At 72.4% G+C, this 22790-nt stretch carries 24 protein-coding genes; 15 read left to right on the forward strand and 9 right to left on the reverse strand.

Annotated features, from left to right (window positions below; all coding sequences use genetic code 11):
• Positions 1–4: 4 nt before the first annotated feature.
• Positions 5–757 carry a GH25 family lysozyme gene (locus tag O7625_RS11920; protein ID WP_282345893.1) on the reverse strand — a complete coding sequence of 251 codons (753 nt, stop codon included), beginning with the start codon at positions 755–757 and terminating at the stop codon, positions 5–7.
• Between the two features lie 188 nt (positions 758–945).
• Between O7625_RS11920 and O7625_RS11925 the strand changes: the two genes are divergently transcribed.
• From O7625_RS11925 to O7625_RS11940, 4 genes are all read left to right on the forward strand, one after another.
• Positions 946–1704 carry a M50 family metallopeptidase gene (locus O7625_RS11925; RefSeq protein ID WP_282345894.1) on the forward strand — a complete coding sequence of 253 codons (759 nt, stop codon included), beginning with the start codon at positions 946–948 and terminating at the stop codon, positions 1702–1704.
• A gap of 106 nt (positions 1705–1810) precedes the next feature.
• The gene (locus tag O7625_RS11930; RefSeq protein ID WP_282345895.1) at positions 1811–2803 is read left to right on the forward strand and encodes a 2-dehydropantoate 2-reductase N-terminal domain-containing protein; all 993 of its coding nucleotides are present in this window, start codon (positions 1811–1813) and stop codon (positions 2801–2803) included.
• 71 nt (positions 2804–2874) lie between these two features.
• Positions 2875–3366, forward strand: a complete 492-nt coding sequence (locus O7625_RS11935) for a SigE family RNA polymerase sigma factor (protein WP_282345896.1) — start codon at positions 2875–2877, stop codon at positions 3364–3366.
• Positions 3366–4283 (forward strand): hypothetical protein, encoded by a 918-nt coding sequence (locus O7625_RS11940; protein WP_282345898.1) that lies wholly within the window; start codon positions 3366–3368, stop codon positions 4281–4283. Before O7625_RS11935 ends, O7625_RS11940 begins: the two co-directional genes overlap by 1 nt.
• A gap of 18 nt (positions 4284–4301) precedes the next feature.
• On the opposite strand, the gene O7625_RS11945 is transcribed toward O7625_RS11940, so the two are convergent.
• Entirely contained in the window at positions 4302–5882 is a 1581-nt protein-coding gene (locus O7625_RS11945) for an acyl-CoA carboxylase subunit beta (protein ID WP_067302882.1), read from the reverse strand.
• Between the two features lie 110 nt (positions 5883–5992).
• Here O7625_RS11945 and O7625_RS11950 point away from each other — a divergent pair, with 110 nt between their 5' ends.
• Complete coding sequence (locus O7625_RS11950; protein WP_282345899.1) at positions 5993–6868, forward strand: biotin--[acetyl-CoA-carboxylase] ligase; 876 nt, start codon at positions 5993–5995, stop codon at positions 6866–6868.
• Between the two features lie 117 nt (positions 6869–6985).
• Positions 6986–7552: a PH domain-containing protein gene (locus O7625_RS11955; protein ID WP_282345900.1), complete on the forward strand. Its 567-nt coding sequence runs from the start codon at positions 6986–6988 to the stop codon at positions 7550–7552.
• Between the two features lie 104 nt (positions 7553–7656).
• Here O7625_RS11955 and O7625_RS11960 read toward each other — a convergent pair whose 3' ends face one another.
• Both O7625_RS11960 and O7625_RS11965 read right to left on the reverse strand, forming a co-directional pair.
• Positions 7657–8418 carry a GtrA family protein gene (locus tag O7625_RS11960; protein WP_282345901.1) on the reverse strand — a complete coding sequence of 254 codons (762 nt, stop codon included), beginning with the start codon at positions 8416–8418 and terminating at the stop codon, positions 7657–7659.
• 60 nt (positions 8419–8478) lie between these two features.
• Positions 8479–9015, reverse strand: coding sequence for a GtrA family protein (locus O7625_RS11965; RefSeq protein WP_067302944.1), 537 nt, complete (start codon positions 9013–9015; stop codon positions 8479–8481).
• Between the two features lie 369 nt (positions 9016–9384).
• Between O7625_RS11965 and O7625_RS11970 the strand changes: the two genes are divergently transcribed.
• The 3 genes from O7625_RS11970 (at position 9385) to O7625_RS11980 (ending at position 13031) form a co-directional block, all read left to right on the forward strand.
• Positions 9385–11229, forward strand: coding sequence for a phosphoenolpyruvate carboxykinase (GTP) (locus tag O7625_RS11970; protein WP_282345902.1), 1845 nt, complete (start codon positions 9385–9387; stop codon positions 11227–11229).
• Positions 11230–11269: 40 nt separating this feature from the next.
• Entirely contained in the window at positions 11270–12148 is an 879-nt protein-coding gene (locus O7625_RS11975; protein ID WP_282345903.1) for a hypothetical protein, read from the forward strand.
• A gap of 112 nt (positions 12149–12260) precedes the next feature.
• Positions 12261–13031: an isoprenyl transferase gene (locus O7625_RS11980; RefSeq protein WP_067302864.1), complete on the forward strand. Its 771-nt coding sequence runs from the start codon at positions 12261–12263 to the stop codon at positions 13029–13031.
• 116 nt (positions 13032–13147) lie between these two features.
• Here O7625_RS11980 and otsB read toward each other — a convergent pair whose 3' ends face one another.
• The 3 genes from otsB to O7625_RS11995 form a co-directional block, all read right to left on the reverse strand.
• Positions 13148–13972 carry a trehalose-phosphatase gene (gene otsB, locus O7625_RS11985; RefSeq protein ID WP_282345904.1) on the reverse strand — a complete coding sequence of 275 codons (825 nt, stop codon included), beginning with the start codon at positions 13970–13972 and terminating at the stop codon, positions 13148–13150.
• 90 nt (positions 13973–14062) lie between these two features.
• Complete coding sequence (locus O7625_RS11990) at positions 14063–14416, reverse strand: hypothetical protein (protein ID WP_282345906.1); 354 nt, start codon at positions 14414–14416, stop codon at positions 14063–14065.
• 162 nt (positions 14417–14578) lie between these two features.
• Positions 14579–15019, reverse strand: coding sequence for an XRE family transcriptional regulator (locus tag O7625_RS11995; protein ID WP_067302856.1), 441 nt, complete (start codon positions 15017–15019; stop codon positions 14579–14581).
• Between the two features lie 265 nt (positions 15020–15284).
• Between O7625_RS11995 and O7625_RS12000 the strand changes: the two genes are divergently transcribed.
• From O7625_RS12000 to O7625_RS12025, 6 genes are all read left to right on the forward strand, one after another.
• Positions 15285–15629, forward strand: coding sequence for a hypothetical protein (locus O7625_RS12000; protein WP_067302942.1), 345 nt, complete (start codon positions 15285–15287; stop codon positions 15627–15629).
• Positions 15630–15660: 31 nt separating this feature from the next.
• Positions 15661–16026, forward strand: a complete 366-nt coding sequence (locus O7625_RS12005) for a hypothetical protein (RefSeq protein WP_067302853.1) — start codon at positions 15661–15663, stop codon at positions 16024–16026.
• 401 nt (positions 16027–16427) lie between these two features.
• Complete coding sequence (locus tag O7625_RS12010) at positions 16428–17843, forward strand: PhoH family protein (protein WP_067302850.1); 1416 nt, start codon at positions 16428–16430, stop codon at positions 17841–17843.
• 286 nt (positions 17844–18129) lie between these two features.
• Positions 18130–18828, forward strand: a complete 699-nt coding sequence (locus O7625_RS12015) for a transglycosylase SLT domain-containing protein (protein ID WP_282345908.1) — start codon at positions 18130–18132, stop codon at positions 18826–18828.
• A 114-nt stretch (positions 18829–18942) separates the two neighbouring features.
• Positions 18943–19596 carry a rhomboid family intramembrane serine protease gene (locus O7625_RS12020; RefSeq protein WP_067302843.1) on the forward strand — a complete coding sequence of 218 codons (654 nt, stop codon included), beginning with the start codon at positions 18943–18945 and terminating at the stop codon, positions 19594–19596.
• Positions 19597–19713: 117 nt separating this feature from the next.
• Positions 19714–20682: an NAD(P)/FAD-dependent oxidoreductase gene (locus O7625_RS12025; RefSeq protein ID WP_067302841.1), complete on the forward strand. Its 969-nt coding sequence runs from the start codon at positions 19714–19716 to the stop codon at positions 20680–20682.
• A 70-nt stretch (positions 20683–20752) separates the two neighbouring features.
• On the opposite strand, the gene O7625_RS12030 is transcribed toward O7625_RS12025, so the two are convergent.
• Both O7625_RS12030 and glpX read right to left on the reverse strand, forming a co-directional pair.
• Positions 20753–21724, reverse strand: a complete 972-nt coding sequence (locus O7625_RS12030; protein ID WP_282345911.1) for a DMT family transporter — start codon at positions 21722–21724, stop codon at positions 20753–20755.
• The gene (gene glpX, locus O7625_RS12035) at positions 21721–22752 is read right to left on the reverse strand and encodes a class II fructose-bisphosphatase (RefSeq protein WP_282345913.1); all 1032 of its coding nucleotides are present in this window, start codon (positions 22750–22752) and stop codon (positions 21721–21723) included. Before glpX ends, O7625_RS12030 begins: the two co-directional genes overlap by 4 nt.
• Positions 22753–22790: the final 38 nt, after the last annotated feature.

Genomic DNA, 22790 nt, shown 5'->3' on the forward strand with positions numbered 1-22790 from the left:
ACGGTCAGGTGTTGTTGGCCAACGCGACCAGCCGGGCGCGGGTGCCGTTCCAGTAGTTGCGGTCGACGTTGCCGCTGATCCCGGAGACGCTGCCGGTGGCGGTGTACTGCCAGAAGCTCCAGACCGAGGCGCCGGCGGGCAGGGTGCCCGGCGCGCTCGCCCAGCGGGCCAGCCAGAGCGGGTGGTTGGCCCACGGGCCGGTCCAGCTCCCGGTGCACTGGTTCCACCAGCTAGTGGTGGTGTAGATGACCGCGTACCGGCCGGTGCGGGAGCGGTAGGTGTTGAGGAAGTCCTGGATCCAGTTGCGCATCGCGGTGGTGGACAGCCCGTAGCAGGTGCCGCCGCTGTACGGGTTGGCCTCGACGTCCAGGGCGGCCGGGAGGGTGCGGCTGTCCGCCGACCACGCCCCGCCGTTGCTGGCGAGGTAGCCGGCCTGGGTGGCGCCGGAGGAGACGTTCGGCCGGGCGAAGTGGTACGCCCCGCGGATCACCCCGGCGTTGTAGGCGTTGACGTAGTTGGTGTTGAAGTTCGGGTCCTTGTAGGACGATCCCTCGGTGGCCTTGATGAAGGCGAACTCGACGCCGGCGTTGCGGACGCTGGTCCAGTTGATGGCGCCCTGGTAGTGGGAGACGTCGACGCCGGCGGTGGTGGCGGCGGCCGCCGGTGCGGCCGTGACGGCGAGGGCCGCGGCCGCGGTGGCGGCCACGGTGAGACCGGCGGCGAACAACCGGCGCAGCGAGAATCTGGTACGGGTCATGGATTCCTCCAGGGACGCCAATCGATTGACGCCAATCCTTGGAGATTCCTGCCCTTGATCGCAAGGGGGCCTAAGAAAACTTTCATCGACGGTTGTCGACCCCGGAGGGCGCTGATCTGAACCGGTCAGGTCGGTGGGGTCGCCGCGGGTGGGCGTCGTCGGCCGTTCGACGGGTAGGCTCCCCGGCCATGGTGTCGATCGACGGGCTGGGCGACCTCTGGGACCGGCTGTTCAGCGCCCAACCCGACCCGCCGCCCCTGCTGGTGCTGCTCACCGCGCTGGCCGCGCTGGTGGTCGTCGCGGTCCGGTCGTCCTGGCGGATCGCCCGCAACGCGGTGACCATCGCCCACGAGGGCGGCCACGCCCTGGCGGCGCTGCTCACCGGGCGGCGGCTGCACGGCATCCGGCTGCACTCGGACACCTCCGGGCTCACCCTCAGCGCCGGCCACCCCACCGGCCCCGGCATGATCCTCACCCTGCTCGCGGGGTACGTCGCCCCGTCGCTGGTCGGCCTGGCCGGCGCGTGGCTGCTCGGCGGCAACCGGATCACCCTGCTGCTCTGGGTCGCGGTGGCCCTGCTGCTCGCCCTGCTGCTGCTGGTCCGCAACGTCTTCGGGGTGCTCTCCCTGCTGGTCACCGGCGGGGTGGTGCTCCTCGTCTCCTGGTACGCCAGCCCGCAGGTGCAGGCCGCGTTCGCCTGGACCTCGGTGTGGTTCCTGCTGATCGGCGGGGTCCGGCCGGTGTTCGAGCTGCGACGGATGCGCAGCCGGGGCCGGATGCCCGAGTCCGACGCCGACCAGTTGGCCCGGCTGACGCCCTTCCCGGCGTTGCTCTGGGTGACCGTCTTCGGGCTGGTCAACCTGACCGCCCTCGCCGTCGGCGCGGCCCTGCTCGCCGGCCCCCTGCTCGCCGGCCCCCTGCTCACCGGAGCCGACCTTCCGCGCTGACCAGGTCCAGGTAGCCGGACGATCCGCTGACCAGGCCCAGGCCGCCGGACGACCCGGTGACCAGGTCCAGGTCGCCGGATCGTCCGGCGCCGGGCAGAATCGGCGGATGCGATACCTGATCATCGGGGCGGGCGCGGTCGGCGGCACCATCGGCGTGCTGCTGGGGGAGGCCGGCCGCGACGTGACGCTGGTGGCCCGTGGGCCGCACCTGGCGGCGATCCGACGTCAGGGCCTCACCCTGCGCACCCCCGACCGGGCGGTGACCTGGCACGGGCCGGCGGTGGACGGGCCGGGGACGGCGCCGCTGCCGGCCGACACCGTGCTGGTGCTCACCGTCAAGTCGCAGCACACCTGGGCCGCCCTGGACACCTGGGCGGACGCTCCGGTCGCCGGGGGCGGTACGGCCGGTGAGCGGCTTCCGCTGTTCACCGCGCAGAACGGGGTGGCGAACGAACCCACCGCGCTGCGCCTGTTCGCCCACGTCCATCCGGTCTGCGTCTGGCTGCCGGCGACCCACCTCGACCCCGGTGTGGTGATCGCCAGCGGTCACCCGTACCCGGGGATGCTGCACCTGGGCCGCTACCCGGCGGGTGCCGACGAGGTCGACGCGGCGGTGTCGGCCGACCTGACCGCCGCCGGCTTCGTCGCCCCCGTCCGGGACGACGTGATGCGCTGGAAGTACGGCAAGCTGCTGAACAACCTCGGCAACGGGGTGCAGGCCCTGTTCGGGGCGGACCATCCCCGCCGGCTGGTCGATCGGGTCCGGGCCGAGGGCGTCGCCGTGCTCGCCGCCGCCGGCATCGCGCACCCCTCCGACGACGAGGAACGGGCCGAACGGGGTGACCGGGTCGGCACCCGGCCGGTAGACGGGCAGCCGCGCAGCGGCAGTTCGACCTGGCAGAGCCTGGCCCGGGCGGCCGGCTCCACCGAGGCCGACCACCTCAACGGGGAGATCGTGCAGCTCGGCCGGCGGCTCGGGGTGCCCACGCCGGCCAATGCCGCCGTGCAGGTCGCGGTGCGGCGACTGGCCCGGGACCGGCTCCCCGCCGGCACGTTCCCGCCGGCCGAGCTGGACCACCTGGTCGAGCGGCCGGATTGACCGGCTGAGCACGCAACCCACCGGGGTCCGGTACGCGTGTCACCTGCGACCGCCACGGGGGAGGTACCAGGGTGCCGGACGTCGACGGGTTCGACGAGTTCTACCGGGGCAGCCGACACCGGCTGCTCGCCTTCGTCTGCGCGCTCACCGGCAACCTGGCCGAGGCGCAGGACGCCGTGCAGGAGGCGTACATCCGTGCCTGGCAGCGTTGGTCGACAGTGGGCGAATACGACGACCCGGAGGCCTGGGTACGGGTGGTGGCCTCCCGGATCGCGGTCAGCCGCTGGCGCAGCCTGCGCAGCCGAGCCCGCGCCTACCTGCGGCACGGGGCGGCGGAGAGCGTGCCCGGCCCCGGCACCGACACCCTGGAGGTGGTCAGTGCCCTGCGGCAACTGCCCGAGGAGCAGCGCACCGCGCTCGCCCTCTACTACCTGGTCGGCATGCCCGTCGCCGAGGTGGCCCGCCAGACCGCGGCCCCGGTGGGCACGGTGAAGGCCCGGCTCTCCCGGGGCCGCACCGCGCTCGCCGGGCTGCTCGCCGTCTCTGACCTGGAGGAGGTCTGATGAGTGAGGTCCCGCCCTTCGTCGACCGGCTGCACCGGGACCTCCGCGAGGTCGGCTGGCCCGAGCCGGCGGAGATCCGCGCCCGAGCCCGCCGCCGCAGCCGTCGTACGGCGGCGCTGTCGGCGCTGACGGTGCTCGTCGTGCTGGCCGGCTCCGCCGTGGCGGTGCGGCAACGGTCCACCGTGCAGTCGTCGACCCCGGCCGCCCCGGTCGCGGCGTCGTCCCCGGCCCCGACCCGGGCGGAGATCCCGCTCGACGCGCTGCTCGCCCCCGCCGACCTGGTCACGAGGACCAGGGTGCGGCTGAGCGAGGCGGGGCTGGGCGAGACCGTCCGGGTCGACCCGCTGCTCGAATCGTGTGGCCGGGAACGCGAGGTCGCCGCCCAGCTGCCGGTGTCCCGGGCCTCCCGGTCGCAGACCCTGCTCCGGTCGGCGGACGGGGCCGACGCCTCGGCCCGGCCGGTGCTGACCCAGGACGTCTACCGGATCGAGCCGACCCGGGGTCGGTGGTTCTTCGACGAGATCGACCGCCTGCTCGACGCGTGTTCGAGGTGGAATCTCGTCACGTCCACGCTGACGGCCGGTCAGCAGCCGGCCCGCACGCATCAGGAGCACCGCTGGGAGCCGTCGGTGCGCGACTTCGCCGGTGACCAGTCGGTGCTGCTGCGACACGTGGCGCTGCAACCCCGGGCGGAGCCCGACGGGGAGCCGGTCGGCATGCCGTCGACCGTCGAGAACACCGTGGTGGTCCGGGTCGGTGACCTGGTCAGCGTGGTCGTGCCCGCCCGGGAAACGGTCCTCGACCGGGTCGACGACACCGGCCCCGGGATCGACTACGGCCCCCTGATCGACGTGGGTAAGGCCGCCGCGAGCCGGCTCTGCCCGGCAGCGACCCGCCCGGCCGGTCCGCCCTGCTGACCCACCCGGGCCGGCGGGCTACAGCGGGATGTTGCCGTGCTTCTTCGGCGGCAGGGTCTCCCGCTTGGTCCGCAGCACCCGCAGCGCCCGGACGATCTGGGTACGGGTCTCGTGCGGCGGGATCACCGCGTCGACGTACCCGCGCTCGGCGGCGACGTACGGGTTGGCCAGGGTGTCCTCGTACTCGGCGATCCGCTCGGCGCGCACGGCGGCCGGGTCCTCGGCGGCGGCCAGCTCCTGCCGGTAGAGGATGTTCACCGCGCCCTGCGCGCCCATCACCGCGATCTGCGCCGTCGGCCAGGCGAAGTTCAGGTCCGCCCCGAGGTGCTTGGAACCCATCACGTCGTACGCCCCGCCGTACGCCTTGCGGGTGATCACGGTGACCTTCGGGACGGTGGCCTCGGCGTACGCGTAGATGAGCTTCGCGCCCCGGCGGATGATGCCGTCCCACTCCTGGCCGGTGCCGGGCAGGAAACCGGGGACGTCCACGAAGGTCAGCACCGGGATGTTGAAGGCGTCGCAGGTGCGGACGAAGCGGGCCGCCTTCTCCGAGGCGGCGATGTCCAGGGTGCCGGCGAAGTGCATCGGCTGGTTGGCGACGACCCCCACCGGGCGGCCCTCCACCCGGCCGTAGCCGACCAGCATGTTCTGCGCGTAGAGCGGCTGCACCTCCAGGAACTCGCCGTCGTCGAGGACGTGCGCGACGACGCGGTGCATGTCGTACGGCTGGTTGGCCGAGTCGGGGATCAGGGTGTCCAGCTCCCGGTCGGCGTCGGTGACGTCGAGGTCGGCCGGGGCGTCCACGACGACCGGCTCGTCGAGGTTGTTCGACGGCAGGTAGGACAGCAGCGCCCTGACGTAGTCGATCGCGTCGTCCTCGTCGGCGGCGAGGTAGTGCGCGTTGCCGCTGCGCGTGTTGTGGGTGCGCGCGCCGCCCAGCTCCTCCATCGCCACGTCCTCGCCGGTGACCGTCTTGATGACGTCCGGGCCGGTGATGAACATGTGCGAGGTCCGGTCGACCATCACGGTGAAGTCGGTGACCGCCGGGGAGTAGACCGCGCCGCCCGCGCACGGCCCCATGATCAGGGAGATCTGCGGGATGACCCCGCTGGCCCGCACGTTGCGGAAGAAGATCTCGCCGTAGAGGCCGAGAGAGACGACGCCCTCCTGGATGCGTGCCCCACCGGAGTCGTTGATCCCGACCACCGGACAGCCGATCTTCATGGCCAGGTCCATCACCTTGACGATCTTTTCGCCGAAGACCTCGCCGAGGGAGCCGCCGAAGACCGTGAAGTCCTGCGCGAAGACGCAGACCTGCCGGCCGTCCACGGTGCCGTAGCCGGTGACCACCCCGTCGCCGTACGGGCGGGTGCGGTCCAGCCCGAAGTTGGTGGACCGGTGCCGGGCGAACTCGTCCAACTCGACGAAGGAGCCCTCGTCGAGCAGCAGCTCGATCCGCTCCCGGGCGGTCTTCTTGCCCCGCGCGTGCTGCTTCTCGACGCCGCGCGCCCCCGCGTGCACCGCCTCGTCGACCCGGCGCTCCAGGTCCGCCAGCTTGCCCGCGGTGCTGTGGATGTTGGTCCCGGTCTCGGTAGTCACCCAGGGAATATAACGATGGTTCAGGCCGGCGCCGCTGTGCAGTGCACCTCACCGGCCTCCGTCGGCGGCTGATCGGGCGGGGTCGCCGGCCCGGCCCGTAGGCTGGCGGGATGCCGGGCTCGCCGTACACCGATCTGGACCGACCGCCGCTGTCGGCGGCGCGGCTGTCCCGGGCGTTGACCGCGCCGCTGGGCCCCTGGCGGCGGCTGGACCTGCGCCCGGAGACCGGCTCGACCAACGCGGACGCGGCCGACGCCGCCCGGGCCGGTGAGCCGGAGGGGCTGGTCGTGGTCGCCGAGCGGCAGACCGCCGGCCGGGGCCGGCGCGGCCGGGCCTGGCAGTCGCCGCCCCGGGCGGGCCTGGCGACCAGCGTCCTGCTCCGGCCCGGCGAGGCGGTCACCGAACGCGACTGGCCGCCGGCCCCACCGACCGGGTACGGCTGGCTGCCGCTGCTGGCCGGCGTCGCGCTGGTCGAGGCGGTCTCCCGGCTGGCCGAACTGGACGCCGGGTTGAAGTGGCCCAACGACCTGCTGCTCGGCGAGGCCAAGTGCGCCGGCATCCTGGCCGAGGCGGTGCCGGCCGCCGCCGTCGGGGAGCCTCCCGCGATCGTGCTCGGCATCGGGTTGAACGTGACGCTGCGTGCCGACGAGCTGCCGGCGAACCCGACCGGGCTGCCGGCCACCTCGCTGCAGCTCGCCGGTGCCACGGCGACCGATCGTGATCCGCTGCTGCGCGCCCTGCTGCGGGCGCTCGCCGACTGGTACGACCGGTGGCGGGTGGCCGGCGGTGACGCCGACGCGTGCGGCCTGCGGGAGGCCTACCTGGCCTCCTGCGCCACGGTGGGCCGGCAGGTGCGGGTGCTGCTGCCCGACGGCTCCGCGTTGACCGGGCTCGCCACCGGTGTGGATCCCGACGGGCACCTGCTGGTCGACACCGCCGCCGGGGAGCGCCGGCTGGCCGCCGGGGACGTGCTGCACCTGCGCTGAGCCGGGCGGTCTCCGGTCGGTTCGTGCGCGGGGTGCACGGCGGGCCGCCCGGCTGATCCGACGGGTCGCGCCGACCGGTTACGGTCAGCGCGTCCGGTTGTCGGCTAGGAGGTTCCCGTGGCGTTCCCCGAAGACGTGCTCACCGAGGACGAGCACGTCGTCCTGCACCTGCACCCGCACTGGAAGGCGCTGCTGCGGCCGGTCCTGGTGCTGGTGGTCGGCGTCGCGGTGGTGGTGGCGGGCTGGCTCCTGCTGCCCGACGACGGCGCGGTCGTGCTCGCCGTCCTCGCCGGGCTGTTCCTGGTCGCGGCGCTCTGGCTGGGACTGTGGCCGTTCCTGGTCTGGCGCAGCACGCACTACCTGTTCACCAACGAGCGGGTGCTGCTCCAGGAGGGGGTCTTCTCCCGGCACCGGCGGGACCTGCCGCTGGCCCGGATCAACGACCACTCGATGAGCCAGCGTTTCGTCGAGCGGCTGCTCGGCTGCGGCACCCTGACCATCGAGTCGGCCGGGGAACGCGGTCAGTCGGTGCTCGTCGACGTGCCCCGGGTCGACCGGGTGCAGACCACCCTCTACGAGCTGGTGGAGGCGCAGCACGACAAGCACACGCTGGGCGACGGTGAGATGCGCGACATCCTGGCCGACATGCGGGAGGGCAAGCCACTGCGCGACACCACCGGTTGATCCGGGCGCGCCGGCCCCGGGGCGTCCCCGGGGCCGTGTCGGCCGGGATCGTGGAGCCTCTGCCCGGTCGGGTAGCGGTGTGGTGCGTCGCGGGGTCGGGCCGGTCAGGCGCGTGGTGCGCGGTTGGTGCCGGCGTGCAGCTCGGTGGCCAGCTCCGCGTTCAGGTCACCGCCGGCCGCCGTCCGGCCGACGCCGGCGCTCCCGCCCTGGGCGGAGGTGAACACCCCTTCGGTGGCCGGCGCGGGCGTGAGCGGCGGTTCGGTGGCGGGCCGGAGTGGGGGGCCGCCGGCCGGGTCGGGCCGCCGGTCCGGCTGGTCCTGGGCCTCCTCCAGCTCGCTGACGGATTCGGCCAGCTCGGCGACCGGATCCAGCTCGGCCATCGTGTCCCACTCGTCCCGTTTGATGGAGTGCCAGCTCTCCTCGGCGTGCCGGGGCACCGGCTGGAAGACGAAGGTCCGGTAGGACCAGAAGCGGAACAGGGTGGCGAGCAGCACGCCGCCGGTCTTCGCCACGTTGAGCGCGAGCAGGCTGGTGAACCCCAGCCCGTACTTGGCGGCGGCGAGCACGCCCAGCTCGATGATCAGACCGGCACCGTTGAACAGGAAGAAGAGGGCGTATTCCCGTCGAAGTGCTGATTTCGGCCGATCCCGGTACGTCCAGTGACGATTCATCAGATACGACGTGATGGTGGCCACGATCGTGGCGATGACCGTCGCCTTCAGTTGACCGTCGACAAAAACGGTGAGTGCCAGGGCGTTGAACACCGCGTAATTGATAACGGTGTTGACGCCCCCGACGATGCCGAATTTGAGCGCCTCGCGGATGAACTTCTGCCAGCGCTCGGGCAGCAGACGGACAAGACGCATGCGCAACACCTTAGGGCAGAGGAGGATGCCGGAGTCTCCGGCTGGACGGTGGGCGACCGCTCACGACCCGGGTGACGGGTCGCCGGTCACCTCCGGAGCCGCAGGAGTTCCCGCATCCACGAAGACGAACCGTCGGTACGACCAGAACCGGAACATCGTGCCGAGCGCGGTGCCCACCACGTAGCTGGCGATGTTGTCGGCCAACGGGGTGCGGAAGACGCCGGGCCAGACGCTGCCCAGCCCGTAGCGGCTGCCCGCCAGGCAGGCCACCGCGATGCCCAGGCCGACCGCGTTGAAGAAGAAGAACAGCGCGTACTCGCGGGCCGGGTTGGAGCGCGCCCGGTGCCGCCAGGTCCAGAAGCGGTTGCCGACGAACGCGACGGTCGCCGCGATCACCGTCGAAACCACCCGGGCGGTCACCGGCTCCACGCCCCGCACCAGCGTCAGGTAGTTGAACAGGGCGAAGTCGACCAGAAAGGCCACCCCGCCCACCGTGGCGAACTTGCTCAACTCGCGGATGAGGTGGCCGAAGCGGTCCAGCAACGAACGGACCAGACCCGGGCGGGTATGCGGGGCACCAGGCTGGTCCCCGGTCATCGTCGCGGCCACCTCGCGAGCGTACCGGTTGCCGGCACTTCGGACGGGGCACCGGCGACGACCCGCCGCCGTGCCGTCACCCCGGCCGCCCGGCCGCCCGCTTCCGCCGTTTCCCGCCCGCCGTTACCGGGGCGTCGGCAGTTCGTCGGAAGATTTGCGTGAAACTGCGCGTGAAAGCGGGTATCAGCTCGTGTTGCCGCAGCCGGGCCGCACCTTGTGCAGTTGTTCACAACCAGTCCCACTGACTCGCGGGTCGACCCGGTTTACGCTGGGGCCAATCCCAGGTTTCCACGAAGGCGACGCGGCCCGCGTCGGCCGAGACTCGTGCATCCCATAAATCGGTCAGCGTCGACCACAAGGAGATGAGTCATGGTTGCTCCGGCTACTGTGCGGGGGATCGATCAGGCCCCCACCACCCACCCCAAGCTGCTCGCCTGGGTCCGGGAGATCGCGGAACTCACCACGCCGGACCGGGTGGTCTGGGTGGACGGTTCCGATGAGGAGTGGCGGCGTCTCACCGACGAACTCGTCGACAACGGCACCCTGGTCCGGCTGAACCCGGAGAAGAAGCCGAACTCGTTCTACGCTCGCACGGACCCCACGGACGTCGCCCGCGTCGAGGAGCGCACGTTCATCTGTTCGGTGGACGAGGCGGACGCCGGCCCCACCAACAACTGGATGGCGCCGGCCGAGATGAAGCGGACGATGACCGACCTCTACCGGGGCGCGATGCGCGGCCGGACGATGTACGTCATCCCCTTCTGCATGGGGCCGGTCGAGGCCGAGAACCCGATGTTCGGCGTCGAGATCACCGACAGCCCGTACGTGGTCGCCTCCATGCGGATCATGACCCGGATGGGCGCGAGCGTGCTCGACGCGATGGGCGACGACGCCGACTTCGTGCACGCGCTGCACTCCATCGGCGCCCCGCTCGCCCCCGGCCAGTCCGACGTCGCCTGGCCGTGCAACGAGACGAAGTACATCTCGCACTTCCCGGAGACCCGGGAGATCTGGTCCTTCGGGTCCGGTTACGGCGGCAACTCGCTGCTCGGCAAGAAGTGCTACTCGCTGCGGATCGCCAGCGTGATGGGGCGGGACGAGGGCTGGCTCGCCGAGCACATGCTGATCCTCAAGATCACCTCGCCGGAGGGGAAGGTCTACCACGTGGCGGGCGCGTTCCCGTCCGCCTGCGGCAAGACCAACCTGGCCATGCTGGAGCCGACCATCCCGGGCTGGAAGGTCGAGACCATCGGCGACGACATCGCCTGGATGCGGTTCGGCTCCGACGGCCGCCTCTACGCGGTCAACCCGGAGTACGGCCTGTTCGGCGTCGCCCCGGGCACCGACTGGAAGACCAACGCCAACGCGATGCGGACGCTGGACCGGGGCAACTCGATCTTCACCAACGTCGCCCTCACCGACGACGGCGACATCTGGTGGGAGGGGATGGGCGAGCCGCCGGCCCACCTGGTCGACTGGAAGGGCAACGACTGGACGCCGGAGAGCGAGCACCTCTCCTCCCACGCGAACAGCCGGTTCTGCACCCCGATCACCCAGTGCCCGATCCTGTCCGACGACTACTTCGACCCGAACGGGGTGCCGATCGACGCGATCCTGTTCGGTGGCCGTCGCCGGGACACCATCCCGCTGGTCACCGAGGCGCGGGACTGGGTGCACGGGGTGTACCTGGGGGCGACGCTCTCCTCGGAGACGACCGCCGCCGCGTCCGGCGCGGTCGGCGTGGTGCGCCGTGACCCGATGGCCATGCTGCCGTTCATCGGCTACCACGCCGGGGACTACTTCAACCACTGGATCGAGATGGGCAAGGGCGTGGACGGCGACGCCGCCAAGCTGCCCAGGATCTACTACGTGAACTGGTTCCGCAAGGACGCCGAGGGCAACTTCCTCTGGCCGGGTTTCGGCGAGAACTCGCGGGTGCTCAAGTGGGTCGTCGAGCGGATCGAGGGCACCGCCGACGCGGTCGAGACGCCGATCGGCATGGTCCCGACCGCCGACGCGCTGGACGTCGACGGGCTCGACATGACCCCGGAGGACGTCCGGATCGCGCTCAAGGTCGACCCGGAGGAGTGGCGCAACGAGTTGCCGCTGGTCACCGAGTGGTTCGACAAGTTCGGGGACAAGCTGCCCGCCGTCCTCTGGTCGGAGCTGGACGCGCTGCGCGCCCGGCTCGACGCGGAGCAGCCGCGGCGCTAGCAGGTGTGCCGGTGGCCCGTACCGGGCAACACCGGAAGTCATGAGGACGGCCGCCGTGACCCCGCAGGTCCGGCGGCCGTCCGCCGTCCGGGCGCTGACCGTGCTGCTCGCGTCGACCGCCGCCGCCACCGTCGTGGTCGAGCTGCTCAACTGGTGGTACGCCCCGGAGCAGGAGTTCGGCCTGGCGGTGCGGACCGGTTGGGCGATGCTGCGCTCGCTGGGCTTCCTGCTGCTGATCGGGCAGGTGGACCGGGGTCGGGCCGGGGCGAAGCCGTTCGGGCTGATCCTCGCGGTGACCACCGTGTTCGCGGTCGGCCGGCTGGTGGTGCCCCGGCAGGGTGTGCCGCCGCTGCCCGGCCTGCTCGGCTTCGCGGCGCTCACCGCGCTCTGCGTCGCCGTGGTGGTGCTGCTCTACCGCTCGGACGCGGTCGCCGGGCACCTGGTGCGGCACCGTAAGGGCCTGGTGGTCGAGGGCGGGACGATCACCTGGCGGGAGGTCGCGCCGAAACGCCCCCAGGTCACCGGCTGGCTGCTCACCGCCCGGGTGGCCGCCTTCACCTACAGCCCGTTGACGCTGGTGCCCGCCCTGGTGGCCGGCGGGGCGGTGCTGGACGGCCGGCTCGCCGCCCTGCCGGTGGTGCTGCTCTGGTTCGGCGCGGGCATCGTGCTCAGTTACCTGGTGCTGTTCTGCACGGCGTTCCTGATGCGCGGTCGGCCGTGGGCCCGCCGCCTGCTGGTGACCATCGCCCTCGGCGTCCTCGCGGTCGACCTCCCGCTCTGCTGGTGGCTGCTGGGCCTGGACGGCCTCATCCGCGACGGCGCCCCCCTCCTGGCCGCCGTCCTGCTCACCCTCTACGCCCTCCACCGCGCCACCCGCACCCCGCCCCGCACCCCGCCTCCCGTCGGCGAGCCACGGTGATCAAGAGGTTTCGGACATCGAGCGGCCTGTAGCTGACGTATTTCTCTTGATCACGCAATAGGTGCGCCACCGCGGCACTGGTGGTGGGGGTGGGTCGCTACGCTGCAGGGTGATGACTCTGCGGAAACTCCTCTACTCCGTCTACGAGCGGCGGCTGACGGCCCGGCTCGCCGGCCGGCCGGTGCCCCGGCACGTGGGCGTGATGTGCGACGGCAACCGCCGGTGGGCGCGGGAGATGGGCCTGGTCGATCCGAACGACGGGCACCGGATGGGTGCCGAGCGGATCAAGGAGTTGCTGCGCTGGTGCGACGCGGCCGGCGTGGGTCACGTCACGCTCTGGCTGCTCTCCACCGACAACCTCTCCCGGCCGGCGGAAGAGCTGGATCCACTGCTCCAGATCATCGAGGACCTGACCACCGAGCTGGCCGAGGAGGGCAACCCCTGGCGGTTGCGGATGGTCGGAGCGCTCGACGTGCTGCCGACGCAGCACGCCCAGGCGCTCAAGGCCGCCGAGGAGCGCACCCGGGAGCGCACCGGCGGCGCGCAGGTCAACATCGCCGTCGGGTACGGCGGCCGGCGCGAGATCGCCGACGCGGTCCGTTCGCTGCTGGTGGAGCACGCCGCCAAGGGCGGCACCATCGAGGAGCTGGCCGGCTCGCTGGACGTGGACCACATCTCCGAGCACCTCTACACCCGGGGGCTGCCCGACCCGGATCTGATCATCCGGACCAGCGGTGAGCAGCGCCTGTCCGGCTTCATGCTCTGGCAGTCGGCGCACTCGGAGTTCTACTTCTGCGAACTCAACTGGCCCGACTTCCGCCGGGTCGACTTCCTCCGCGCCCTGCGCTCCTACGGCACCCGCCAACGCCGCTACGGGGCCTGAGCCGCAGCGGCGGTCGGGCACCCGGGAACGCCGCTAACGGGGCCTGAGGCGCAGCGCCGTCGGCACTCCGGCAACGCCGGTACGGGGTCCGAGCCGCAGCGGCGGTCGGCCCCCGGTCAGGTGAGGTGGTGCAGGGCACGGGTCAGGAAGTCGCCCAGCGCGGCGGGGGAGTCGATGGTGAGGTCGGCGGCCTCGGCGACCTCATGACCGGTCTCCGGGTTGGCCACCGCCACGCAGACCCCGAGGAACGCCGGGTCGGCGGCGGACCGGGCGCGCAGCGCCGCGAACGCCTTGATGTCGGAGACGTCGTCGCCGAAGTACCAGGCGCCGCCCGCGTCCCGGACCACCTCGCCGATGACGAGGCCCTTGTCCCGGTCGACGGGGGGCTTGAGCTCCAGCACCATCCGCCCGGCCTGCACCCGCAGCCCGAGCCGTTCGGCCTGCGCGCGGCCCCACCGTTCGACCGCCGGGCCGAGTTGCTGCGCGGTACGCCAGTGCAGCGCCACGCTGAGCCGCTTGAACTCCACCAGCGCCCCGGCGGGCAGTTCGGCGCGGGCCAGGTCGGCCAGTTCGGCCATGGTGGGCACCCAGGGCAGCGCGGCGGGCTCGGTCACCGTCTCGCCGCCGGAGTGGCTGTGCTCCAGTCCGTAGAGCCCGTAGAGGTCGATCCCGGTGAGGCCGCCGAGGTGGTCACGGAGGAAGTCGACGGGGCGTGCGGAGACGATCGCCACCCGCTGCACCACCGGGGCGAGGGCCTCCAGTGCGGCGAGCACCTTCGGCGCGGGGCGTACCGCGGTGGGGTCGTCGTCGACCGGCGCTAGGGTGCCGTCGAAGTCGAAGAAGAAGACGGTGTCGGCGGCCCGCTCGGCGGTGGTACGCCAGGCGTGCTCAGCATCCAGCGGGGTCTGCGGCTGCTGGGAACCCAGATTCAACGGCGGCACGCGCGAAAGCGTACCCCGGGGCCGGTGACGGATTCGTGGCTTCGGCGTGGCTTCTTGACAGCGCAGTGCAGTGCTGTCCGCGAATGATCCTCAGCGCTCGGCGGCACCCCGTCGGGGCCGTCCCAACGGCACCACTGTGGCCGGTCGACCCTGGTTGAGCAGGTAACCCTCGACGAAGCCGGTGTTCCGGTCGCCGGTGCGGTCGTCGATCTCGTCGAGCCGTGCCACCAGGAACTCGGTGAGCGCGCTGATCCGGTCGTCGAGCCGGTCGTGCAGGGCGGCGACCACCGCCAAAACGACGGCGGTGCCGGCGACGGTGAGGGCGAAGAGGTTGACGACCAGGGGAATCTGCCCGCCCGCCCCGATCCCGACCACCAGGTTCGCGGTCACGCATGCGGTCAGGGAGACGGCTGCTACCAGCACTGCCCACCATTTCAGGGTCACGGACAGACCCCTCCTTCTGTCCCGCAGGGCTGATTCCGGCCTTGTCCCGTCCCCCCGCCGACGACGAGCCCAAGCAGTACGAATACGGACGCTAGCGGGCCCGTCGCGGCCCCGGAGCGAAACGATCAGGTCCGATCCGGCGTTCTTTCGCCATCTGAGGAACTACCCGGCCCGCTCTCCACCGGTCCGGGCATCCAGCGGGAGAGTCGGGCGGTATGCGAGATAACGGATGGTTTCTCGAATGTGGAACTTCTCCGCGTCCGAGACCGCCGGATCGACCAGCCGGCGCAGCAGCGCCTCGACGTCCGGGTCCATCGGCGGGGTGCCGGCGGCGTTCCGGGGGGCCGCGGCCCGGTCCCAGCCGAGGGCGGCGAAGGCGGCGGCGGGGTTGAGGCCCAGCCCCTCGCAGAAGGCCACCACCCGTTCCGCCTCCGGGTCGCTGGCCCAGTCGCCGCGGACCCACCGGTTGATCGTCTGCCGGGAGACACCGGTCCGTCGGGAGACCTCGGTGCCGGTCCAGGCCCGCATCGCCCGGGCGTCGTCGAGCGCTCGACGAACGAAGGTGGCGAATGCGATCTTCCGGGCGGGGGCGGTCTCGGTCACCCTGTGACGGTACGACCGCAGCGCTCGTCCAGCCTGCCCGGGGCGGATCTTTGTCACGCATATGAGACGGCCTCGCGGTGGGGTCCGTTCGGGGTCCATGCCCGTTCTCGTCGGGTCTTACCTGGGCATAATAGCCACATCCGCACGTCCAGGAAACCGGACGAAAAGCTGATACTGTCACGTTCATGGGACAACCTACGGTGTGTCACGTGCTTGAGACGATCAGTGCTCACATGCGTCACGCCCCCGGTGCGAGGGGGGTGTGGTGACCGAACTAGCGACCCGTGCCCAGGCCTTCGGCCTGATCGCCGAGGGGGTCGCCGCGGGGCTGAGCGCACCCTGGCGGCTCTACCTCGCCCGGGGTTGCCGCTACCTGTCGCTGAGCGTCGGCGACCGGGACGAGTGGAACGCCTGGCGGACCCACCTCGGCTGCCCGGAGATGAGCGTCCGCGTCTACGACGTCGGCGGCGAGATCCGGCGCTCCTCGATGGCCGAGGTGGTGCTGGACGGCTGCCGGATCAGCGTCGAACTGGTCGAGGAGGTCAGCACCGAGGACCTGGAACGGTTGCTGGTCGTCGATCCGGGTCCGGCCGGGCCGGAGGAACGGTGACCCGGCCGGTACGGCGTGCCGGAGCCGCCCGATGAGCCCGCTCCTCGCGCTGTTCCTCGTGCTCGTCCTGGGCGCGGCCAGCTACGCGGCCGGTCGGCTGCACGGCCAGCTCAGCTACCGGGTCGGGTACCGCTTCGGCTACCGGCAGGGCTACTTCGACGGTGACCGGGGGGCCTGGAACCGGCGTCGACGCGAAGCCCGGGCCGTGCTCGCCTCGGCCCTGGCCGTCCCGGTGGCACCGCCGCCCGCCGGGCTTCCCGCCCCGCTGCCGCCGCCGCACGCCTCGTCGGCGGTGCGCCAGGGCACCACCTACACGGGCTCCTCGTTCGCCGCCGTGCCGGGACCACCCACCGGTGGGCAGCGCCCGGCCGGCACCCTGGTCCGCCGGTCCGGCTGACCGGGGGTCGACTCCCGTCGGTACGCCGTCCCCGGTGGGCGCGGACCGGCGGAACCGCGTCAGACCACGCGGTGCCAGGGACCGCGTCGAGCCGTCGGCGCGTGTGCCGGGGCCGCGTCGGACCGCTGACGCGCGGTGCCACCGGCCGGGATGCGCGCAGGGGGCAGGCATCCCGGCCGGTCCGCCGCCGGCCACCACCCACCCGGGGAGATCCTCGTCCGCCCTCTAGCCGAGGCGGCCCGGCGCCGCTAGCGTCTAGGCATGGCACGGGGTTCTCCCGGGTCAGCCGGCCCGCCCGGATCTGCGACCTCGCGCACGGGGTTCCGCATCCGACCCCGTGTCCCCGGGCACCGGAGGAGGCGGAACGCGGACGGCGGATGCCCGTCCGTCGGAGCAGGCCTGTGACGACTCGCCGTACGCCCGCCGGTGTCGACCAGATCCCGGCCGCGACTGCCACGACCCGCCGATCCACCCGGAGCCGCCGCGCCACGGCCGCCGCTCCGCCCGGCCCCGAGGAGCCCGGTCCAGCCGGCCAGGTATTCGTCCTGGACACGTCCGTACTCCTCTCCGACCCGGCGGCCTTCCACCGCTTCGCCGAGCACGAGGTGGTCCTGCCCCTCGTGGTGATCTCGGAGCTGGAGGGCAAACGGCACCACCCGGAGCTGGGCTGGTTCGCCCGCCAGTCCCTGCGCATGCTCGACGAGCTGCGGGTCCGGCACGGTCGACTGGACCACCCGGTGCCCGCCAACGAGTCCGGCGGCACCCTGAAGGTCGAGCTCAACCACTCGGACGACGGCGTCCTGCCCCCGGGTTTCCGCAACGAGTCCAACGACGCCCGGATCCTGTCGGTGGCGCTCAACCTGGCCGCCGAGGGGCGGGAGGTGACCCTGGTCAGCAAGGACATGCCGTTGCGGGTCAAGGCCGCCTCGGTCGGGCTGCGGGCCGACGAGTACCGGCACGGCCAGGCCAGTGACCCGACCTGGACGGGGATGGCCGAGCTGGAGTTGGGCGACGACGACATCGGCCGGCTCTACGCCGGCGACTGCCTGGACCTGGACGCCGCCGCCGGGCTGTCCTGCCACACCGGCCTGGTGCTGCACTCCACCCGGGGTTCGGCGCTGGGCCGGGTGCTGCCCGACAAGACGGTCCGGCTGGTCCGGGGCGACCGGGAGGCGTTCGGCGTGCACGGCCGGTCGGCCGAACAGCGGATCGCCCTGGACCTGCTGCTGGACGAGTCGATCGGGATCGTGTCGCTGGGCGGCCGGGCCGGCACCGGAAAGTCGGCGCTGGCGCTCTGCGCCGGGCTGGAGGCGGTGATGGAGCGCCGCCGGCACAAGAAGGTGGTGGTCTTCCGGCCGCTCTATGCCGTCGGCGGCCAGGAGTTGGGCTACCTGCCCGGCTCGGAGTCGGAGAAGATGTCGCCCTGGGCGCAGGCCGTCTTCGACACCCTCGGCGCGGTGGTGCACGAGAACGTGCTGGAGGAGGTCACCTCCCGGGGCATCCTGGAGGTCCTTCCGCTGACCCACATCCGGGGCCGGAGCCTGCACGACGCCTTCGTCATCGTCGACGAGGCGCAGTCGTTGGAGCGGGGCGTGCTGCTCACCGTGCTGTCCCGGATCGGGCAGGGGTCGCGGGTGGTGCTCACCCACGACGTGGCCCAGCGGGACAACCTGCGGGTGGGGCGGCACGACGGGGTGACCGCGGTGATCGAGGCGTTGAAGGGCCACCCGCTCTTCGCGCACGTCACGCTGAACCGGTCCGAGCGGTCCCCGATCGCCGCGATGGTGACGGATCTGTTGGAGGACATTCCGGGCTGAGTCGTCCGGCGGCGGGGTCCGCCCCCATCGTCCACATTCACTTTGTGGTGCAAATCACAAATCTGCGGGTGGGTTTCCCAACAGCCTCACTGTGCGCAATGGTGTCCATCGAGCGCCCACGTCCCGGCGCGGTGGTCGGCGACCGTCCGTCCCCTCCTCGGACGGCCCCGCCGCCCCGCCGCCGGTACGTCGGTGGCGACCGGCTCAGGTCGGGGCGCTCGTGGCACGGCCGCGCCCGTTCGGGCCGGTCCGCGTCGCGCCCTTGCCCCCGACGAAGGGACACTACGTGAGTCGGCTGTGGAGCCGGTTCGGTGCCCGTACGGCCGCTGTCGCGCTGCTCTCCGTGGGCGTCGCCGGCGGTTTCTATCTGGGCGAAGACCGGGAAACCCAGCAACAGGGCCTGACCGCACAGGTCGGCCTCCAGGTCGACCAGGCCGAGTACGACTACCAGCGTGACCGGCAGGCCGACCACCGGCGGGAGTCCGCCAAGCAGCGGGCCGCCGAGTACCAGGCGAGGCTGCGGGCCGCCGCGGCGGCCAAGGAGGCCGCCCAGCGGGCCAAGGCCGCCGAGGACGCGGCGGCGTCGCGCAAGAAGGAACGTGAGGAAGAAGAGGCGAAGGCGAAGGAGGAGGACACGAAGATCAAGCCGTTCGCCGGCAAGATCCCCTCCTCGTGCAACTCCTACAGCGGCCACCGCAAGACCGGCTGCGCGATGCTCCTCAGCGCGGGCTTCAAGATCGACCAGATGCCCTGCCTGGACAAGCTCTGGACCAGGGAGAGCGGCTGGAACCCCAAGGCCAGCAACTCCTCGTCCGGGGCGTACGGCATCCCGCAGGCCGTGCCGGGCAACAAGATGAGCTCGGTCGCCAGCGACTGGAAGACCAACCCGGTGACCCAGATCAAGTGGGGCCTCGGCTACATCGAGGGTCGGTACGACAGTCCGTGCGGAGCCTGGGCCAAGAGCGAGAGTTCCGGCTGGTACTGATCGACGACGTGCCGGTGGGGCGGACGGGTGACCGTCCGCCCCACCGTGTTCGTGGCCCGGTGCGGCGCGGGACCGAGGTGGCGGTCGTCCCGGAATGCTGATAGCCATAGTGGGGTGACCCTGCACCCGACGGGCGGCGACCCCGACCGGTTCGGCACCGAGGCGTTCTACGCGTCGCTCGGCCGGGCCTTCGTCGCCATGTGCGCGGTGGTGCCGTTCCTCTTCCTCATCGAGGCCCTCGACCAGGGGCTCGGCTTCGGGCTCGACGTGGCCGCCGGGATCATCCCGCAGCGCATCCAGGGGCTCGACGGGGTGTTCTTCTCGCCGTTCCTGCACCACGGCTTCGACCACCTCTACAGCAACAGCATCCCGCTGATCCTGCTCGGCACCTTCGTGCTGGCCGCCGGGGTCCGCCGGTTCCTCTGGTCCACTCTGGTCATCATCCTGGTCAGCGGGCTCGGCGTCTGGTTCACCGGCTCGCCCAACTCGGTGGTCGTCGGGGCCAGCGGGGTCATCTTCGGCTACCTCGGCCTGCTGCTCACCCGGGGCATCGTCGAACGCAGCTGGTGGAACTTCGCGGTGGTGCTGCTGGTCGGCCTCCTCTACGGCTGGCAGCTGCTCGGCATCCTCCCCACCGACGAGCGGATCTCCTGGCAGGGCCACCTGTTCGGGCTGCTCGGCGGGGTGGTCGCGGCGATCCTGTTCCGGCGTCGCCGCCCCCACGACCCGTACGGGCCGTACCGGGTGGAGTCCACGCTGAACTCCTGAGCGTCGACGACCCGCCCGGCGCACGGCAGGGCCGCGCGGTGCTTGCCCGATCGGGACGGCGGGCCTAACGTCGGGATCAGCACGCGTTTATCGCCAGCGGAAAGCGACGGTACGCCCATGCGCGAGGTCGATGTCGCCGTGATCGGAGCAGGCCCGACCGGGCTGTTCGCCGCCTACTACGCGGGCTTCCGCGGTCTGTCGGTGGCGGTGGTGGACGCGCTGCCCGAGCCGGGTGGGCAGATCACCGCCATGTACCCGGAGAAGCTGATCCTCGACGTCGCCGGCTTCCCCGCCGTCAAGGGCCGTGACCTGGTGGCCAACCTGGTCGCCCAGGCCGCGCCCTACCACCCGGAATACCTGCTCGGCACCCGGGCCGAGAAGCTCTCGCACGCCGACGGCAGGCCGGTGCTCGGCCTCTCGGGCGGCGAGGAGCTGCGCTGCGGCGCGGTGGTGGTCACCGGCGGGCTGGGCAGCTTCACCCCGCGTCCACTGCCGGTCGCGGACAGTTTCCTCGGCGGCGGGATCGTCTACTTCGTACCAGACCCGGCCGCGCTGGCCGACCGGGACGTGCTGATCGTCGGCGGCGGTGACTCCGCCTTCGACTGGGCGGCGACCCTGCAACCGCTGGCCCGTTCAGTGACCCTGGTGCACCGCCGCGAGCGCTTCCGGGCGCACGCCGGGACGGTCGCCCGGGTGCTCTCCCTGCCGGTGCGGGTCGTGGTCAACGCCGAGGTGACCCGGCTGCACGGCGACGACACGGTCACCGCCGCCGAGATCACCGTACGGGGTGGCGCGACGGAGACCCTGCCGGTCGACACGGTCGTCGCGGCCCTCGGCTTCACCGCCGACCTGGGTCCGCTGGCCGAGTGGGGGCTGCGGCTGGACCGGCGGCACATCGTGGTGGACAGCGCGATGGCGACGAGCCTGCCCCGGGTCTACGCCGCCGGTGACATCACCGAGTACCCGGGCAAGGTACGGCTGATCGCCACCGGTTTCGGCGAGGCCGCCACCGCGGTCAACAACGCGGCCGTCGCGATCGACCCGGCCGCCCATCTGTTCCCCGGCCACTCCTCCGACGCCGGCTGACCGCCCCGCCCGGGCCGGGGTGCCGGTCAGCGCCGGCCTGCCCGGCCGCCGGTGGACACCGGCTCGCCGGTCAGCGCCGGGGTGCCGGGCCGAGCGTCGCGATCAGCACCGCCACCAGGGTGAGCAGCGCGCCGGCCAGGGTGGCCGGTCCCGGGTGCGACGCCGCCGTCGGCAGCACCGCGTCGAGCGCGACGGCCCCGACCACCTGACCGGCGATGGTGGCCAGCCCCAGCAGCAGCACCCCGGTGAAGCGGACGATCGCCGCCGCGACCGTGATGAACACGATGCCGATCGGGCCACCCAGGTAGAGCCACGGCTCGGTCGGCAACGTCCCACCCGGGACACCCCGGACGGCCACCTCCACGCCGAAGGCGACCAGCAGGGCGGCCGTCCCGACGGCGAAGTTGACCAGGGTGGCGGTGAGCGCGCTGCCCGACGCCGCCCGGACCAGTCCGTTGACCGCCTGCTGCCAGGCCAGGCCCAGCCCGGCGAGCAGCGGTAGCAGGGCCAGCGCCAGGGTGCCCGGGTCGCCGAGCCGGTCACCGACCGCCAGCAGCACGGCCAGCACGGTCAGCACCGCCCCGGCCAGCCGGGCCACGGTCACCGGCTGTCGCCCGCCCGGGCCGATGCCGGCCCGGTCCACGGCCAGGCTGCTGGCCGACTGCCCGGCGACCACGGCGACGGTGAAGACCGCCACGCCGAGCACGCCGATGGTGAGCCCCTGGGTGGCGACCAGGAGCGCCCCGCACACCCCGCCCAGCGTCTGCCAGGGGCGCAACGCGCCGGAGCGCAGCGACCCACGCAACGCGGCCAGGCCGCGTCGCCCCCCGGGCAGGGCCGGCACCAGTACCAGCAGCACCAGCAGCCCGAGGCCGAAGGAGACCACCGCCGCGGCGATCCCGTCGGCCAGGCGTACGCCCAGCTCGCCGTTGATCCGGGACTGGACGGCCACCCCGACCCCGGCGGCGGTCGCCAGCCCGATCCCGGCGATCCGGCGGGGGGCGGACAGGACGGGTCGGGTCGCCGTTCCGGTTGCGGTCACTCCTGCTCTGCCAGTGGCCTGCCGTCGAAGTCCACCGCCGAGTAGAGGGCCAGCTTCTCCAACCGGTGGTACGAGTCGATCACGCGGATGGTGCCGCTCTTGGACCGCATCACGATCGACTGGGTGTACGCCCCGCCGGCCGCGTACCGCACCCCGCGCAGCAGGTCGCCGGAGGTGACCCCGGTCGCCACGAAGAAGCAGTTGTCCCCGGTGACCAGGTCGTCGGTGCCGAGCACCCGGTCGAGGTCGTGCCCGGCGGCGAGCGCCTTCTCCCGCTCCCGCGCGTCCTGCGGCCAGAGCTTGGCCTGCATCGCGCCACCCATGCACTTGAGCGCGCAGGCGGAGATGATCCCCTCCGGGGTGCCGCCGATGCCCATCAGCACGTCGACGCCCGACTCGCCCCGGGCGGCGGCGATCGACCCGGCGATGTCGCCGTCGGAGATGAACCGGATGCCCGCCCCGGTCCGCCTGATCTGCCCCACCAGGTCTCCGTGACGGGGGCGGTCGAGCACGCAGACGGTCACCTCGGCGACGTCGGTGCCCTTGACCTTGGCGATCCGCCGGAGGTTCTCCGCCGGCCCGGCCTCGATGTCCACCACGTCGGCGTACGCCGGGCCGACGGCCAGCTTCTCCATGTAGAACACGGCGCTCGGGTCGAACATCGCCCCCCGCTCGGAGACGGCCAGCACCGCGAGCGCGTTCGGCATGCCCTTGCTCATCAGCGTGGTGCCGTCGACCGGGTCCACCGCCACGTCGACCTCGGGGCCACTGCCGTCGCCCACCTGCTCGCCGTTGAACAGCATCGGCGCGTTGTCCTTCTCGCCCTCGCCGATCACCACCACGCCACGCATCTGGATCGAGTTGATCAGTTTCCGCATGGCGTCGACGGCGGCCCCGTCGCCGCCCTCCTTGTCGCCCCGGCCGACCCACCGGCCGGCGGCCATCGCCGCGGCCTCGGTGACCCGGACCAGGTCGAGGGCGAGGTTACGGTCGAGGTCCTGCGGGACGCGCGTCCTGGTGTTCGTCATGGCGGCTTCCTCCTCGCGACGGTGCGGGGCGGACCGGC

It is taken from the genome of Micromonospora sp. WMMD714 (assembly GCF_029581315.1).
Classification (GTDB): domain Bacteria; phylum Actinomycetota; class Actinomycetes; order Mycobacteriales; family Micromonosporaceae; genus Micromonospora; species Micromonospora rifamycinica.

Bases quoted from the DNA above. Each gene is read 5' to 3' on its own strand.
- O7625_RS11965 (WP_067302944.1), bottom strand. From the start codon at position 9,015: ATGACCGGGGACCAGCCTGGTGCCCCGCATACCCGCCCGGGTCTGGTC.
- O7625_RS11925 (WP_282345894.1), top strand. From the start codon at position 946: ATGGTGTCGATCGACGGGCTGGGCGACCTCTGGGACCGGCTGTTCAGC.
- O7625_RS11960 (WP_282345901.1), bottom strand. From the start codon at position 8,418: ATGCGTCTTGTCCGTCTGCTGCCCGAGCGCTGGCAGAAGTTCATCCGC.
- O7625_RS12005 (WP_067302853.1), top strand. From the start codon at position 15,661: ATGAGCCCGCTCCTCGCGCTGTTCCTCGTGCTCGTCCTGGGCGCGGCC.
- glpX (WP_282345913.1), bottom strand. From the start codon at position 22,752: ATGACGAACACCAGGACGCGCGTCCCGCAGGACCTCGACCGTAACCTC.
- O7625_RS11970 (WP_282345902.1), top strand. From the start codon at position 9,385: ATGGTTGCTCCGGCTACTGTGCGGGGGATCGATCAGGCCCCCACCACC.
- O7625_RS11975 (WP_282345903.1), top strand. From the start codon at position 11,270: ATGAGGACGGCCGCCGTGACCCCGCAGGTCCGGCGGCCGTCCGCCGTC.
- O7625_RS11950 (WP_282345899.1), top strand. From the start codon at position 5,993: ATGCCGGGCTCGCCGTACACCGATCTGGACCGACCGCCGCTGTCGGCG.
- O7625_RS11980 (WP_067302864.1), top strand. From the start codon at position 12,261: ATGACTCTGCGGAAACTCCTCTACTCCGTCTACGAGCGGCGGCTGACG.
- O7625_RS11920 (WP_282345893.1), bottom strand. From the start codon at position 757: ATGACCCGTACCAGATTCTCGCTGCGCCGGTTGTTCGCCGCCGGTCTC.
- O7625_RS11940 (WP_282345898.1), top strand. From the start codon at position 3,366: ATGAGTGAGGTCCCGCCCTTCGTCGACCGGCTGCACCGGGACCTCCGC.
- O7625_RS12025 (WP_067302841.1), top strand. From the start codon at position 19,714: ATGCGCGAGGTCGATGTCGCCGTGATCGGAGCAGGCCCGACCGGGCTG.
- O7625_RS11930 (WP_282345895.1), top strand. From the start codon at position 1,811: ATGCGATACCTGATCATCGGGGCGGGCGCGGTCGGCGGCACCATCGGC.